A 13,144-nucleotide genomic window follows, 5' to 3' on the forward strand; every position below is an offset into this window, starting at 1 on the left:
GGGCGCGGGCGCGGCCGGCGGGGCCCAGCAGCGACACGCCCAGCGGCACGCCCTCCGGGCTGCGCAGCGGCAGGCTCACCTGCGGCAGCCCCGCCAGGCCGGCGATGCTGGTGATGCGCAGCGTGCGCATGCGCACCGCGTCCACGGCAGCGGGGTCGGCGTCGCGCAGCGGCGCCAGGCTGGCGGCCGAGGGCAGCACGGCCACGCCGTCTTCGCCGAGCCAGCCGCGCACGTGGGCGCGAATGCCGGCGATGCGCGCACGCGCGGCGGCGGCGTCTTCGGCGCGCACGGTGCTGGCGAACTGCCAGCGCGCGGCAATGGGCGGCGCGAAATCGGGCGTGTGGTTGGCGATCCATTCGCCGTGCGTTTCCCAGCCGTTGAAGGCCGATGCCGTCACGTAGAGCTGGCGCCAGGCGTCCAGGCCTTCGTCGCTGGCCGTGCGCGCGTGCGCGGGCGCGCCCAGCAGGCCGATGAGCGCGTCGCGCGCTTGCTGCAGCGCGGGCTGGAACACCGCCTCGGCTTCGGTCCAGGCGTCGCTCAAGGTGAGCACGCGCCGGGGGGCGAAGGGGGAGTCGGGCAGCAGCACGCTGGCCACGCGCTCGAAGGTGGCGGGGTCGTGGGCCAGCCAGGTGGGCGTGTCAAACAGCGGGTTCAGCGGCACCAGGCCGTCGCGGCTGAGCAGGCCGTGCGTGGTGCGCAGCCCCCACAGGCCGCAGTAGCTGGCGGGCACGCGGGTGGAGCCGCCGGTGTCGGTGCCCAGCGCAAAGTCCACCAGCCGCGCGGCCACCGCCGCGGCCGAGCCGCTTGAAGAGCCTCCCGTGACGCGTGCGGGCGCGGCGGCGTTGATGGGGGTGCCGTAGTGGATGTTGTCGCCGTGGATGCTGTAGGCGAGTTCGTCGGTGAGCACCTTGCCGGCCAGGGTGGCGCCGGCTTGCAGCAAGGCGTCCACCAGCGGGCTGCTGCGGGTGGGCACGGGGTGGCTGGCGAGCCACGCGGGGTTGCCGGCGCCGGTGGGCTGGCCGGCCACGTCGAACACGTCCTTGGCGGCAAAGCGCAGGCCCTGGAGCGGTCCGCTGGCCTGTCCGGGCCGCACGAAGCGGCCGTGCGGCACCCAGGCGCCCACGGTGTCGTTGAGGGTGAGGGGCAGGTCGGTGGTCATGCGGGCGAGGTGGGTGTGGAGGCCTGGGCCTGTTGTTCGGCGGCGTCGCAGATCGCGCCGGGTGTGGTGAACCAGATCTCGCCCGCGTCGCGCGCGCGGGCCAGGTGTTCGAGCGCGCGGCGCAGGTGGCGCAGGCGGTAGGGCTGGCCGACGATGTACGGGTGCAGCGCCAGGCCCATCACCAGCGGCTGGCGCCGGGCTTGCTCGCGCATCTCGTCGAAGTTGTCGATGACCATTTGCGCGAAGTCTTTGGCGTCCATCTGGCGCGCCACGATCATGGGAATGTCGTTGAGCTCCTGCGGGTAGGGCACGCTCCACAGCCGCTGGCCGCTGCGCGTGCGCATGGCCACGGGCTGGTCGTCGTGGCACCAGTTGAGCGTGTAGCGGTAGCCGGTCTCGGCCAGCAGGTCGGGCGTGAGGTGGCTCTCCGAAATCCAGGGCGAGAGCCAGCCGGTGGGCGCCACGCCGCTGTGCCGCGCGATGCGCTCGCGGCACAGCGCGAGCAGGCGCTGTTCTTCAGCCTCGTGCAATGTGCCCTGCCGCTCGGCGTTGGTGTGGCCGTGGCCCACCAGCTCGTCGCCGCGCGCCACGCAGGCCGCGATGAGTTCGGGGCAGTGGTCGTACAGCGCGGTGTTGAGCAGCGTGGCGCAGGGCAGGGCGAGCTGGTCAAACAGCTCCATGCAGCGCCACGCGCCCACGCGGTTGCCGTACTCGCGCCAGCTCGCGTTGAGCACGTCGGGGTGCGGCGAGACGGGGCCGATGCCCGCGCCCATGCCTTCGCCAAACGCGAAGTGCTCCAGGTTGAAGCCCAGGTACACCGCCAGCCGCGCGCCGTTGGGCCACACGTGGTCGGCCCGGCGGGTGATGGGCTGGTAGTCAAAGCGGCCGTGGTGCGGCAGCAGGCCGTCGTAAAGGAGTGCGTTGCTCATGTCACACGCTCGCCAGGCCGGCGCGCACCATCAGCCATTCGGCGCTGTCGTTCCACACATCCATGTGGGTGATCAGCCCGTGCTTCACCACGTAGCGGTCCACATACCGGTTGCCCTCGAACGCGGTGCCGTCGGGCCAGGCGCCGTAGAGCGTGCCCAGGCTGTAGACCACCGTTTCTTCTGGCGTGCCACCGGCCACCACTTCGGTGCGTTCGATGCGCTTCTTCACCCACGCGTAGCGCGTGGCATTGAAGGCGGCGCACTCGGCGGGTGCGCTCATGGCGCGCCCGCCCGTGAAACGGATGCGCAGATCCGGAGCGACGAAACGCATGGCGTTGGCCGGGTCCGGAATCATCAGGATGCGCAGGTACTCGTCGACGATGCCAGCCGGGTCCAGCCCGGTGTCGGCGCACTGTTTTGGCGATTCGCTCATGGGTGTTCTCCTGTGGGGCACTGCTTCGGGGCGCGGAGGCGTCCTGCCCGGTGCACGCTCTTGGTGTGAGCAAGGCCTGTGCCACATGGTAGACAAAGACAAACACATATTGTTGACAATCTTTATTTGCATTTGTTGACGCTGGCACGGCCCTTGCATCCGTTGACAGGCATGGCGGCGCACAGGCCCGTCATGTGTTCAACCCCCTCTGGAGATTTGCGATGACCCATGCCGCCCGACCGACCCGCCGCCGCCTGCTGGCTGCCACCGCTGCCCTCACCTGTTCGTTCTGGGCGCTGCCCGCGTTTGCTGCCGACCCGATCAAGATCGGCCTGATCACCGCGCTCTCGGGCCAGTCGGCGCTGGCGGGCGAGGCCATCACGCGCGGCCTCACGGTGGCCATCGACGAGATCAACGCCAAGGGCGGGCTGCTCGGTGGCCGCAAGCTGGAGCTGGTGCGCCGCGACGACGAGGCCAACCCGGCCAAGGGCGTGCTGGCCGCGCGCGAACTCATTTACCGCGAGAAGGTGGCGGTCATCTTTGGCGGGCTGGACACGCCGGTGTCCATGGCCATCGTGCCGCTGATCAACCAGGAGAAGGTGCCCTTCATGGGGCCGTGGGCCGCGGGCACGCCGATCACCAAGAACGGCGCCAACCCGAACTTCGCGTTCCGCGTGTCGGCGGTGGACGAGATCGTCAACGTGGGCATGCTCGACTACGCGCAGAAGAACTTCAAGAGCACCAAGCCCGGCATGATCCTGGTGAACAACCCGTGGGGCGAGTCGAACGAAAAAGGCCTGCACGCCGCGCTGGCCGCCAAGGGCATGAAGGCCGTGGGCGTGGAGAAGTTCGAGGGCAACGATGTGGACGTGGTGCCCCAGCTCACGCGCCTGAAGGCCGCCGGTGCCGACACGCTGTTCATGGTGGGCAACGTCGGTCCGTCGGCGCAGGTGGTGAAGTCGCTCGACCGCATGGGCTGGCAGGTGCCGATCGTTTCGCACTGGGGCCCGGCGGGTGGCCGCTTCACCGAGCTGGCCGGCCCCAACGGCAAGAACGTGCACTTCGTGCAGACCTACAGCTTCTTTGGCGACCAGGGCCCCGTGGGCCAGAAGGTGATTGCCGCGCTCAAGGCCAAGTACCCGGCCATCAAGGGCCCGGACGACATCACGCCCGCCGTGGGTGTGGCCAACGCCTACGACGGGATGATGCTCGCCGCGCTCGCCATCAGCGCCGCTGGCTCCACCGACGGCGATGCGGTGCGCCAGGGCTTCTACAAGATCGGCAAGTACGACGGCCTGATCAAGACCTACGAGCAGCCCTTCAAGCCCGGCGTGCACGACGCGGTGAACTCGACCGACTACGTGTGGGCGCAGTTCATCGACAACCGCATCCTGCCTGTCCGGTAAACACCCCCCGAGCGCCTTCGGCGCTCCCCCCTCAAGGGGGGCGACACCTTGGGCCGGCGGAGCCGGACCCTCGGTGTCTCTGGACTGGGTTGCTGCGCGCGGTGCGTGCCTTCAAGGATTCTTAAATGTTGTTGTCAGCGCTGATCAGCGGGCTGGGCCTGGGGAGCATGTACGGGCTCATGGCCCTGGGCTTCTATGTGACGTATGCCGTGTCGGGCACGGTGAACTTTGCCCAGGGCAGTTCGATGATGCTGGGTGCGGTGCTCACGTTTGCGTTTGCGCAGACGCTGGGCTGGCCGCTGTGGGCGGCCATCGTGCTCGCGCTGGCGCTGTGTGCGCTGTATGGCCTGGTGGTCGAGTTCGTGGCGGTGCGGCCGTTCGCGCGGCGCGGCTCGGACGCCTGGCTCATGGCCACGGTGGCGCTGGGCATCGTGCTCGACAACCTCGTGCTGTTCACCTTCGGCAAGGAGCCGCGCAGCCTGCCTTCGCCGCTGGCGCAGACGCCGCTGAACCTGGGCGATGTGGGCCTGGGCCTGTATCCCCTGCAGGTGCTCATTCCGGTGGTGGGGCTGGCGCTGGCGGCGGTGCTGCACCTGCTCTCGCGCCGCACGCGCTGGGGCACCGGCATGCTGGCGGTGGTGCAGAACCCGTCGGCCGCGCGCCTCATGGGCATTCCGATCCAGCGCGCCATTGCGCTGGCGTTTGCGCTCTCGGCGCTGTTTGCCGGCATTGCCGGTGTGTTGATCGCGCCGCTGTTCAACGTGGCGTCCGACATGGGCACGCTGTTTGGCCTCAAGGCGTTTGCCGTGGCCATTCTGGGTGGCATCACCAGCGCCTGGGGCGTGATGATCGCCGGCCTGCTGTTTGGTGTGATCGAGGCGCTGGTCACGAGCACGCTGGGCTCGGGCTACACGCAGATCATCACGTTCGGTCTGGTGATCGTGGCGCTGGCGGCGCGGCCCAATGGCCTCTTTGGCCGCGCGGAGGTGAAGAAGGTATGAGCGATTCCACCCCCCGCCTTTGGCTGGGCCTGGGCACACCGGCGCAGCTGGCGGCCGTGTGCCTGGTGTTCGGCACCGGCGCCGTGATGGCGCTCACCGTCAACCCCTACTACGCCTTCGTGCTGGCCAACGTGGCCTTGCTCGCGGTGGTCGGCATCGGGCTGAACCTGCTGATGGGCCTGAGCGGCCAGGTGTCCTTCGGGCACGTGGGCTTCTATGCCGTGGGCGCGTATGCCGTGGCCATCCTCACCAGCAAGGCCGGCCTGAGCTTCTGGCTCGCCTGGCCCATCGCCGTGCTGCTGGCGGGTGCCATGGGCGCGCTGCTGGCGTTGCCGGCCCTGCGCGTGAAGGGGCCTTACCTCGCCATGATCACGATTGCCTTTGGCTTCATCGTCGAGCACGCCATCGTCGAGATGCGCGACCTCACCGGTGGGCAAAACGGCATCATGGGCATCGGCTCGCCCAAGCTCGGCCCGGTGGCGGGCGAACAGGCGGTGGCCTTGCTGGCGCTGCTGAGCGCGGTGGTGGTGCTGGCCGGCTATGCGTGGCTCTCGCGCGGCACCTGGGGCGCGGCGCTGCGCGCGGTGCGCGACAGCGAAACCGCCGCCGAGTCCATCGGCCTGAACCCGCTGGCGGTGAAGGTGGTGGCGTTTGCGCTCTCCGCCGCGTGCGCGGGGCTGGCAGGCGGGTTGTTTGCGCCGCTCTCGGGCTTCGTCACGCCGCACACCTTCGGCTTTGTGCAGTCGATCCTGTTTGTGCTGGTGGTGATGCTGGGCGGCGCGGGGTCGGTGGCCGGGCCGCTGGTGGGCGCGCTCATCGTGGGCCTGCTGCCCGAGCTGCTCTCCAGCCTGGAGGAATACCGCCTGCTGTTCTTTGGCGGCCTGTTGCTGCTGGTGCTGTGGGCTGCGCCCGACGGCATGGTGGGCCTGGCCGAGCGCCAGTGGCGCCGCCTGCTGCAGCGCTTGCGCGGCGCCCGTGCCTTGGACTGGCAGCCGGCCACCGCGCCCGAGGGCTTCAGCCTGCCTGCGCGTGAGCGCCAGGTGCTCGCGGCGCAGGGCCTGACCATGCAGTTTGGCGGCGTGCGCGCGGTGGGTGACCTGAGCCTGCAGGCGCGCACCGCCGCCGTGACCAGCCTGATTGGCCCCAACGGCGCGGGCAAGTCCACCGCGCTCAACGTGCTCAGCGGCTACTACCAGCCCACAGCGGGCGGCTTCTCGCTGGGCGGGCACGCCCTCACCGGCCGCACCGCCATGCGCCTGGCGCGCCTGGGCATTGCGCGCAGCTACCAGACCTCGCAACTCTTTGGCAGCCTGAGCGTGGAAGACAACGTGGCGCTGGCGCTCAACCGCGGCCGCCTCGGGCCGCTGCTGGGCGATGCGCGCCTGCGCTCCGCCAGCGCCCGCGCTCAGGCGCGAGCCCTGCTCGTGTGGTGCGGCTATGCCGGTGCACCGCAGGCGCGCGCGGCCGACCTGCCGCACGTGGACCGCCGCCTGGTGGAGATTGCCCGCGCGCTCGCGCTCGACCCCGAAGTGCTGCTGCTCGACGAGCCCGCCGCCGGCCTCTCGCGAGAGGACAAGACCGCGCTGGCGGCCCTGCTGCGCCGCATCGCCGACGCCGGCCTGGGCGTGCTGCTGGTGGAGCACGACATGGCGCTGGTGATGGGCATCTCCGACCACGTGGTGGTGCTCGATGCCGGCCAGTGGCTGGCGGCGGGCACGCCTGCTGAGGTGCAAGCCAACGCCGCGGTGCAACAGGCCTACCTCGGCGCTTCACTGGACCCCCACGCTCCACCGCTGCGCGGGTCGCTGCCCCCCGAGGGGGCGGCCCCGCCTTGGGGCGGCCCGGCGGAAGGGCTGGACCCCCACGCTCCGCCGCTGCGCGGGTCGCTGCCCCCCGAGGGGGCTGGGCCTGCCTTGGGGCGGCCCGTCGGCTGGCCCGGCCCCACGCTGCGCCGCTGCGCATGACAGAATCCGCCGGATGCGACGGCCCTGGCGATTTCCGGTGTGGTGGTTGGTCGGCGGGGCGGTGGTGGCCCTGGCCGGCGCGGCCGCGATCGCGCGCCAGTCGCTGGAACAACAGCGGTCGCTGTTCGAAACCGACGCGCGCATCGTGCACCGGCTGCTCAGCCAGCAGGTGGTGCAGCACGACGCCATGCTCGCCACGCTGGCGCTGCTGCAGCCAGCCCCCGACAGCGGTGGCGGCGCGGCCTCCCCGGAGCAGCGCTTGCCGGTGCTGTACCCGCAGATCCTGAGCGTGCAACGGCGCGACCCCGACCAGCGCTGGAGCGACGCCATGCTCACGCAGGCCGAAACGCTCTCGCGCCAGACGCGCCGGGCCGCGCTGGGCGGGCTCGACCTCACCCAAGGCCGCTACCAGCTCGTGCTCGCGGCCACACCCACCAGCTACGCGCTGACCATCGACATGCGCGCCATGGTGCCCTGGCCGGAATGGCCGATGAAGGCCGAGTCCAGCCCCGTGCGGGTGACGCTGGAACACGCCGGCCAGCGGTACGTGGTGCAGGCCGGCGCGCCGGCCGCCGATGCACCTGCGCACGGCTGGCACTTCGGCTTCCACAAGCTGCTGGCCGCCGAGAGCCAGCCGTTTGACGTGGTGGCCACGCGCACGGTCGGCTGGAGCGAACTGCCCTGGGCGGGAATGCTGGCCTGGCCACTGGGCGTGGCCGCGTTGCTGGCGGCCCTGCACCATTTGCAGCGCCAGCGCAGCGCACGCCGCCGCGCCGAAGAACTGCTGCGGCTGGGCCAGGTGGCCCGCCTGAACACGCTGGGCGAACTCGCGGCCGGCATGGCCCACGAACTCAACCAGCCCCTCACCGCCGTGCTCGCCAACACACAGGCCGCGCAGCGCCTGCTCCTCGAAGCCCCCCCCGAACTCCCCACCGCGCGCAACGCCATGCTGCAAGCCGTCGCCCAGGCGCGGCGGGCGGCCGAGGTGGTGGGGCGCCTGCGCCAGGCGGTGGAGCGGCCGGACCGCAGCGGCCAACACCAGCCGGTGGCGGCGGTGGAAGCGGTGCGCCGCGCGCTGTACCTGCTGGAGCCCGAGTGCCAGCGGCGCGAGGTCGTGCCCGGGCTCGACGCCCCGCAAGCCGTCACGGTGCTGGCCGACCCCGTCGCGCTCGACCAGATCGTGCACAACCTCATCCTCAATGCGCTGCAGGCGCTGGAGCAGGTGCCTCCCGCTCAGCGGCGGCTCACCCTGACCGTGTCGACACAGGGTGCGCGCGCCGACATCTCGGTGGCCGACAGCGGACCCGGCATTGCACCGGAGGTGCTGCCGCGCCTGTTCGAGCCCTTCTTCTCCACGCGCGAAGGCGGCCTGGGACTGGGCCTGAGCCTGTGCGAAACGCTGGCTCAGGGCATGGGCGGCGCGCTGAGCGCGGCCAACGCGCCCCAGGGTGGCGCCGTGTTTCGCCTGCAACTGCCGCTGGCCACAGGCACACCATGAACGGATCGCCCGACACCCTGTCGCCTACCGTGCACCTGATCGATGACGACCAGGCGGTGCGCGACGGCCTGGCCTTGCTGATCGGCACGGTGGGCCTGCGCGTGCAGCCCTGGAGCGACCCGCAAGCGTTCCTCAGCGACTTCGACCGCGAGGGCATCGGTGCCATCGTGCTCGACGTGCGCATGCCCGGCATCAGCGGGCTGAGCGTGCTGGACACCCTCGTTGCGCAGGGCGTGGACCAGCCAGTGATCATGCTCACCGGCCACGGCACGGTGGACATGTGCCGCCGCGCCTTCAAGGCCGGTGCGGCAGAGTTCCTGGAAAAACCGGTGGACGACGAGGCCCTGCTCGAAGCCCTGCAGAACGCGGTGCGCCAGCACGTGCGCTCGCGCCAGCGCCACCAGGCCGACCGCGCCGCGCGCGAGCGCTACGCGCAACTCTCCGAACGCGAGCGCGAGGTGCTCGGGTTGATCGTCGAAGGCCTGACCAACAAGGAGATCGGCCGCGCACTCGGCCTGTCACCGCGAACGGTCGAGACCCACCGCGCCAACCTCTTCGCCAAGCTGCAGGCGCCCTCGCTGGCCCAACTCATTCGCCACTACGCCGCCCTGGTCGATGCGCACGATGCGGCTGGCGGCACTGCGTAGTTCTACGGAGGCCCGCGCGTAGGCGTCCGAATGGTGAAGACGGGCGCGAATTTCTACAGTTCTCCCACGGTTGATCGAACCGCTTCACCCCACCGGAGAACCCCATGAAAGCCATCGTCCAGGCCACCCTGCTCGCCGCCTCGCTGACCGCAGCCTCCTTCGCCAGCGCCCAGAGCGTGCGCGTGGAAAAGAACATGTCGCTCGAACTCGCCGGGCAAATCGCCAGCGCCACCGTGGCCGCCTGCAGCGCCGCCGGCCACAACGTGACCGCCACAGTGGTGGACCGCGCGGGCGGCGTGCGCGCCGTCATGCGTGCCGACAACGCCGGCCCGCACACGCTGGAGGCCAGCCGCCTGAAGGCCTACACCTCCGCGTCGGCCAAAAACACCACGCTGGCCATGATGGAAGGCGCCCAGAAAAATCCGGCCGCGGCCAACCTGGTGAACATCCCCGGCTACCTGCTGCTGGGTGGCGGCGTGCCGGTGAAAGTGGGCAACGAGGTGATCGGCGCGGTGGGTGTGGGCGGCGCACCCGGCGGTCATCTGGACGAGCAATGCGCCATGGCGGCGCTCGACAAGGTCAAGGACCAGCTGAAATGAAACGCCGCACGCTGATCACCGCGCTGGTGTCGATGCCGCTGGCATCGGCCTGGGCCCAGGTGGCGCCCAGTGCCAGCGAGGCCGCAGCCTACAGCGGCCTGCACGCCGCCGCCCAGCAGGGCGATGCCGCCAAGATCGCGCGACTGGTGGCGGGCGGCGCCGCCGTGAACGCCACCGACGCGCGCGGTCGCACGCCCCTGCACGTGGCCACGTTTGCCCGGCAACGCGAGGCCATTCGCGCGCTGGTCAAAGCGGGTGCGGACATCAACCGGCTGGAGAACGACCGCTACGACGCCGTGACCATCGCCTCGGTCGCCGATGACGAAGACACGCTGCGCGTGCTGCTGCAACTGGGCGCCAGCGCCCGGCAGACCACCAGCCGCTACGACGGCACGGCGCTCATCGCGGCGGCGCACCTGGGCCACGACGGCGTCGTGCGGCAGTTGATTGCGGCGGGCGCGCCGCTGGACCACGTGAACAACCTGCACTGGACAGCGGCCATCGAGGCGGTCGTGCTGGGCGATGGCGGCGCGCGTCACCAGGCCACGCTCAAGGCGCTGATCGACGCAGGCGCCAACCTGCAGCTGGCCGACCGCACCGGCCAGACGCCGCTGGCGCTGGCCCGCGCCCGGGGCTACAGCGCCATGGTGGCGATGCTGGAGGCGGCCGAACGGCGCTGAACGGGTCGGTTCAGCTCAGCGTGACACGGGCGAACTTGCGCTTGCCCACTTGCACCACGAAGGTGCCGGCGGGCAGCTTCAGCCCCTTGTCGCTGACCACCGCGCCGTCCACGCGCACGCCACCGCCTTCAATCAGGCGGTTGGCCTCGCTGTTGGAGGGCGCCAGGCCTGCGGACTTGAGCAGCGGCGCAATGCCCAGGGGCGCGCCCGAGAGCGACACCTCGGCAATGTCATCCGGCACGCCGCCCTTGCTGCGGTTGATGAAGTCCTGCTCCGCCGCATCGGCCGCCACTGCGTTGTGAAAGCGCGTGGTGATTTCCTTGGCGAGCATCACCTTGGCGTCTTTGGGGTTGCGCCCACCGTCCACTTCTTTCTTCAGCGCCTCGATCTCGGCCAGCGACTTGAACGACAGCAGCGTGTACCAGCGCCACATCAGCGTGTCGGAAATGCTCAGCACCTTGGCAAACATCGAGTTCGCCTCCTCGGTGATGCCGATGTAGTTGTTCTTGCTCTTGGACATCTTGTCCACCCCGTCCAGCCCCTCGAGCAGCGGCATGGTCAGGATGCACTGCGGCTCCTGGCCATATTCCTGTTGAAGGTGACGACCCATGAGCAGGTTGAATTTCTGGTCGGTGCCGCCCAGCTCCAGGTCGCTCTTGAGCGCCACGGAGTCATAGCCCTGCATCAGCGGGTACAGGAACTCGTGCACGCTGATGGGCGTGCCCGCCTTGAAGCGGTCGTGGAAATCGTTGCGCTCCATCATGCGCGCCACGGTGTATTTGGCGGCGAGCTGGATCATGCCCATCGATCCCAGCGGGAGGCTCCATTCGCTGTTGTAGCGAATCTCGGTGCGCGCCGGGTCCAGCACCAGGCTGGCCTGCTTGTAGTACGTCTCGGCATTGGCCTTGATCTGCTCGGCGGTGAGCGGCGGGCGGGTGTTGTTGCGCCCGGACGGGTCGCCAATCAGGCTGGTGAAGTCACCGATCAGAAAAATCACCTGGTGCCCGAGGTCCTGCAGCTGGCGCATCTTGTTGAGCACCACCGTGTGGCCAATGTGGATGTCGGGCGCCGTGGGGTCCAGCCCCAGCTTGATGCGCAGCGGCTGGCCGCTGGTTTCCGACTGTGACAATTTTTTGACCCAGTCGGCCTGAGGAATCAATTCTTCGCACCCCCGCAGCGTGACGCTCAGGGCGTGCTGGACGCCGTCCGTCAGGGGCACGCTTTTTTGAGAACTTTCGGCGTCGTTGGAGAGGGCGGTCATAGGGGTTTTTTCAGATGCAAAAGGGTGCACGCTGGCTATACTGCCGGGCGCGTTGGACGGATTTTAGTTGGCGCAGTTTTTGCACGATATCAAGCTGGTTCGTCTGCGCATGGGCGTTTGAGTGAACTTGTTCCGCCTCAACCGCTCTTTTTTTGTGCGCGTGGCCCGCCCACCTGCGGCCCGCCCTACTGGAAACCCCGATTTTGACCCGTTCGCTACTCCACACGCTGGCACAACTTGCTGATGCCACAAGCCAAAGCCTCGCAAGGCATCCGCGCCGCATCATGGGTGGCCTGGGCGTGCTGTTGCTGGGCACGGGCGTCACCGCCTTCGGTATCGCCCCGCTGGCCCCCGACGCCTCCGACCTGCCCGTGCGCCAGGTCGTCGAAGCACTCGACGCGCCCACCCGCCTGGACATCGACAGCTTGGTTGCCGCCCCACCCGCTGCACCGCTCGTGCTGTTCCGCAGCGAGACCACCCGCCGCGACGACACCGCCCAGAGCCTGCTGCAGCGCCTGGGCGTGCTCGACACCCAGGCACAGACATTCCTTCGCAACGACGCCATCGCGCGGCAGTTGCTCGGCCGCGCTGGTCGCCTGGTCAGCGTGGAAGCGTCTGACCAGCAAGCCCTGCTTCGCCTCACCGCACGCTGGCTGTCCGCCGACGAGCGCAGCTTCACACGTCTGGTGATCGAGAAGAACGCCCAGGGCACGCTCAGCTCACGCCTGGAGCAGGGTGCGCTCACCGCCTCGGCTCGCTTGGCCAGCGGCGTGATCCGCAGCTCGCTCTTTGCCGCCACCGACGAAGCCGGCATCCCGGACCCCGTGGCCATCCAGCTCGCTGAAATGTTCTCCAGCGACATCGATTTCCGCCGGGACCTGCGCCAGGGCGACCGCTTCAGCGTCGTCTACGAAAGCCTCGAAGCCGACGGCGAGAGCATGCGCACCGGCCGCGTGCTCAGCGCCGAGTTCGTCAACGACGGCAAGAAGCGCGAAGCCGTGTGGTTTGAGGAACCCGGCCACAAGGGCGGCTACTACGGCTTTGACGGCACGAGCTCGCGCCGCTTCTACCTCGCCTCTCCCCTGGAGTTCTCGCGCGTGAGCAGCGGCTACGGCATGCGCTTTCACCCCATCACGGGCGATCGCAAAGCCCACATGGGTGTGGACTACGCCGCACCCACCGGCACGCCTGTGCGCACGATTGGCGACGGCGTGGTGGAGTTTGCTGGCGAACAACGCGGCTACGGCAACGTCATTTATGTCCGCCACCGCAGCAACCAGATGACCGTGTACGCCCACCTCAGCCGCATCGGCGTGCGCAAAGGTCAGCGTGTCTCACAAGGCGAGTTCATCGGGAATGTGGGCACGACAGGCGCCTCGACCGGGCCCCACCTGCACCTCGAGTTCCGCGACAACGGCGTGCATGTCGATCCGCTGGCGATTGCGCGCCAGAGCGAGTCGATCCCGGTGCCGCCTGCCCTGCGCCAGCGCTTCGATGCGGTCGCACAACTGCAGCGCAAACAGCTGGATGCGGCAGCCAGCATCCAGCAAGCCAGCGCTCAGTAAAC

The 13,144-nt window shown here is 69.6% G+C and carries 11 protein-coding genes and 1 pseudogene; 8 read left to right on the forward strand and 4 right to left on the reverse strand.

Going from position 1 to position 13,144, the window contains the following annotated elements; genetic code table 11:
* The 3 genes from KXJ60_RS19115 to KXJ60_RS19125 all read right to left on the reverse strand — a co-directional run.
* Positions 1–1,159, reverse strand: a 1,159-nt coding sequence (locus KXJ60_RS19115; RefSeq protein ID WP_291131540.1) for an amidase, incomplete at its 3' end; no start/stop codon positions are given.
* Positions 1,156–2,088: a polysaccharide deacetylase family protein gene (locus KXJ60_RS19120; RefSeq protein ID WP_291131542.1), complete on the reverse strand. Its 933-nt coding sequence runs from the start codon at positions 2,086–2,088 to the stop codon at positions 1,156–1,158. The genes KXJ60_RS19120 and KXJ60_RS19115, both read right to left, overlap by 4 nt.
* 1 nt (position 2,089) lies before the next feature.
* Positions 2,090–2,521 (reverse strand): nuclear transport factor 2 family protein, encoded by a 432-nt coding sequence (locus KXJ60_RS19125; protein WP_291131544.1) that lies wholly within the window; start codon positions 2,519–2,521, stop codon positions 2,090–2,092.
* Between the two features lie 221 nt (positions 2,522–2,742).
* Here KXJ60_RS19125 and KXJ60_RS19130 point away from each other — a divergent pair, with 221 nt between their 5' ends.
* The 7 genes and pseudogenes from KXJ60_RS19130 to KXJ60_RS19160 all read left to right on the forward strand — a co-directional run bounded on the left by KXJ60_RS19130 (position 2,743) and on the right by KXJ60_RS19160 (position 10,316).
* The gene (locus KXJ60_RS19130; protein ID WP_291131546.1) at positions 2,743–3,927 is read left to right on the forward strand and encodes an ABC transporter substrate-binding protein; all 1,185 of its coding nucleotides are present in this window, start codon (positions 2,743–2,745) and stop codon (positions 3,925–3,927) included.
* A gap of 125 nt (positions 3,928–4,052) precedes the next feature.
* Positions 4,053–4,928 carry a branched-chain amino acid ABC transporter permease gene (locus tag KXJ60_RS19135; protein WP_291131547.1) on the forward strand — a complete coding sequence of 292 codons (876 nt, stop codon included), beginning with the start codon at positions 4,053–4,055 and terminating at the stop codon, positions 4,926–4,928.
* Between the two features lie 86 nt (positions 4,929–5,014).
* Positions 5,015–6,694, forward strand: a pseudogene (locus KXJ60_RS19140) (branched-chain amino acid ABC transporter ATP-binding protein/permease); the annotation flags it as partial.
* Between the two features lie 211 nt (positions 6,695–6,905).
* The gene (locus tag KXJ60_RS19145) at positions 6,906–8,390 is read left to right on the forward strand and encodes an ATP-binding protein (RefSeq protein WP_291131549.1); all 1,485 of its coding nucleotides are present in this window, start codon (positions 6,906–6,908) and stop codon (positions 8,388–8,390) included.
* A complete protein-coding gene (locus KXJ60_RS19150) occupies positions 8,387–9,037 on the forward strand; it encodes a response regulator (protein ID WP_291131551.1) in 651 nt (216 codons plus the stop codon). Before KXJ60_RS19145 ends, KXJ60_RS19150 begins: the two co-directional genes overlap by 4 nt.
* A 104-nt stretch (positions 9,038–9,141) precedes the next feature.
* The gene (locus tag KXJ60_RS19155) at positions 9,142–9,636 is read left to right on the forward strand and encodes a heme-binding protein (protein WP_291131553.1); all 495 of its coding nucleotides are present in this window, start codon (positions 9,142–9,144) and stop codon (positions 9,634–9,636) included.
* Positions 9,633–10,316, forward strand: a complete 684-nt coding sequence (locus KXJ60_RS19160) for an ankyrin repeat domain-containing protein (protein ID WP_291131555.1) — start codon at positions 9,633–9,635, stop codon at positions 10,314–10,316. Before KXJ60_RS19155 ends, KXJ60_RS19160 begins: the two co-directional genes overlap by 4 nt.
* Before the next feature lie 10 nt (positions 10,317–10,326).
* On the opposite strand, the gene tyrS is transcribed toward KXJ60_RS19160, so the two are convergent.
* Entirely contained in the window at positions 10,327–11,577 is a 1,251-nt protein-coding gene (gene tyrS / locus KXJ60_RS19165) for a tyrosine--tRNA ligase (protein WP_291131557.1), read from the reverse strand.
* Positions 11,578–11,780: 203 nt separating this feature from the next.
* Here tyrS and KXJ60_RS19170 point away from each other — a divergent pair, with 203 nt between their 5' ends.
* Positions 11,781–13,142 carry a M23 family metallopeptidase gene (locus KXJ60_RS19170; RefSeq protein WP_291131558.1) on the forward strand — a complete coding sequence of 454 codons (1,362 nt, stop codon included), beginning with the start codon at positions 11,781–11,783 and terminating at the stop codon, positions 13,140–13,142.
* The last annotated feature ends 2 nt before the right edge of the window (positions 13,143–13,144 follow it).

Origin of the sequence: Hydrogenophaga sp. (genome assembly GCF_019264445.1) — a bacterium.
In the GTDB taxonomy this organism is placed as follows: domain Bacteria; phylum Pseudomonadota; class Gammaproteobacteria; order Burkholderiales; family Burkholderiaceae_C; genus Hydrogenophaga.

What these genes read in the sequence shown, in the direction of transcription:
- KXJ60_RS19135 (WP_291131547.1), top strand. Translation starts at nt 4,053, where the DNA reads ATGTTGTTGTCAGCGCTGATCAGCGGGCTGGGCCTGGGGAGCATGTAC.
- KXJ60_RS19125 (WP_291131544.1), bottom strand. Translation starts at nt 2,521, where the DNA reads ATGAGCGAATCGCCAAAACAGTGCGCCGACACCGGGCTGGACCCGGCT.
- KXJ60_RS19145 (WP_291131549.1), top strand. Translation starts at nt 6,906, where the DNA reads ATGCGACGGCCCTGGCGATTTCCGGTGTGGTGGTTGGTCGGCGGGGCG.
- KXJ60_RS19155 (WP_291131553.1), top strand. Translation starts at nt 9,142, where the DNA reads ATGAAAGCCATCGTCCAGGCCACCCTGCTCGCCGCCTCGCTGACCGCA.
- KXJ60_RS19120 (WP_291131542.1), bottom strand. Translation starts at nt 2,088, where the DNA reads ATGAGCAACGCACTCCTTTACGACGGCCTGCTGCCGCACCACGGCCGC.
- tyrS (WP_291131557.1), bottom strand. Translation starts at nt 11,577, where the DNA reads ATGACCGCCCTCTCCAACGACGCCGAAAGTTCTCAAAAAAGCGTGCCC.
- KXJ60_RS19130 (WP_291131546.1), top strand. Translation starts at nt 2,743, where the DNA reads ATGACCCATGCCGCCCGACCGACCCGCCGCCGCCTGCTGGCTGCCACC.
- KXJ60_RS19150 (WP_291131551.1), top strand. Translation starts at nt 8,387, where the DNA reads ATGAACGGATCGCCCGACACCCTGTCGCCTACCGTGCACCTGATCGAT.
- KXJ60_RS19160 (WP_291131555.1), top strand. Translation starts at nt 9,633, where the DNA reads ATGAAACGCCGCACGCTGATCACCGCGCTGGTGTCGATGCCGCTGGCA.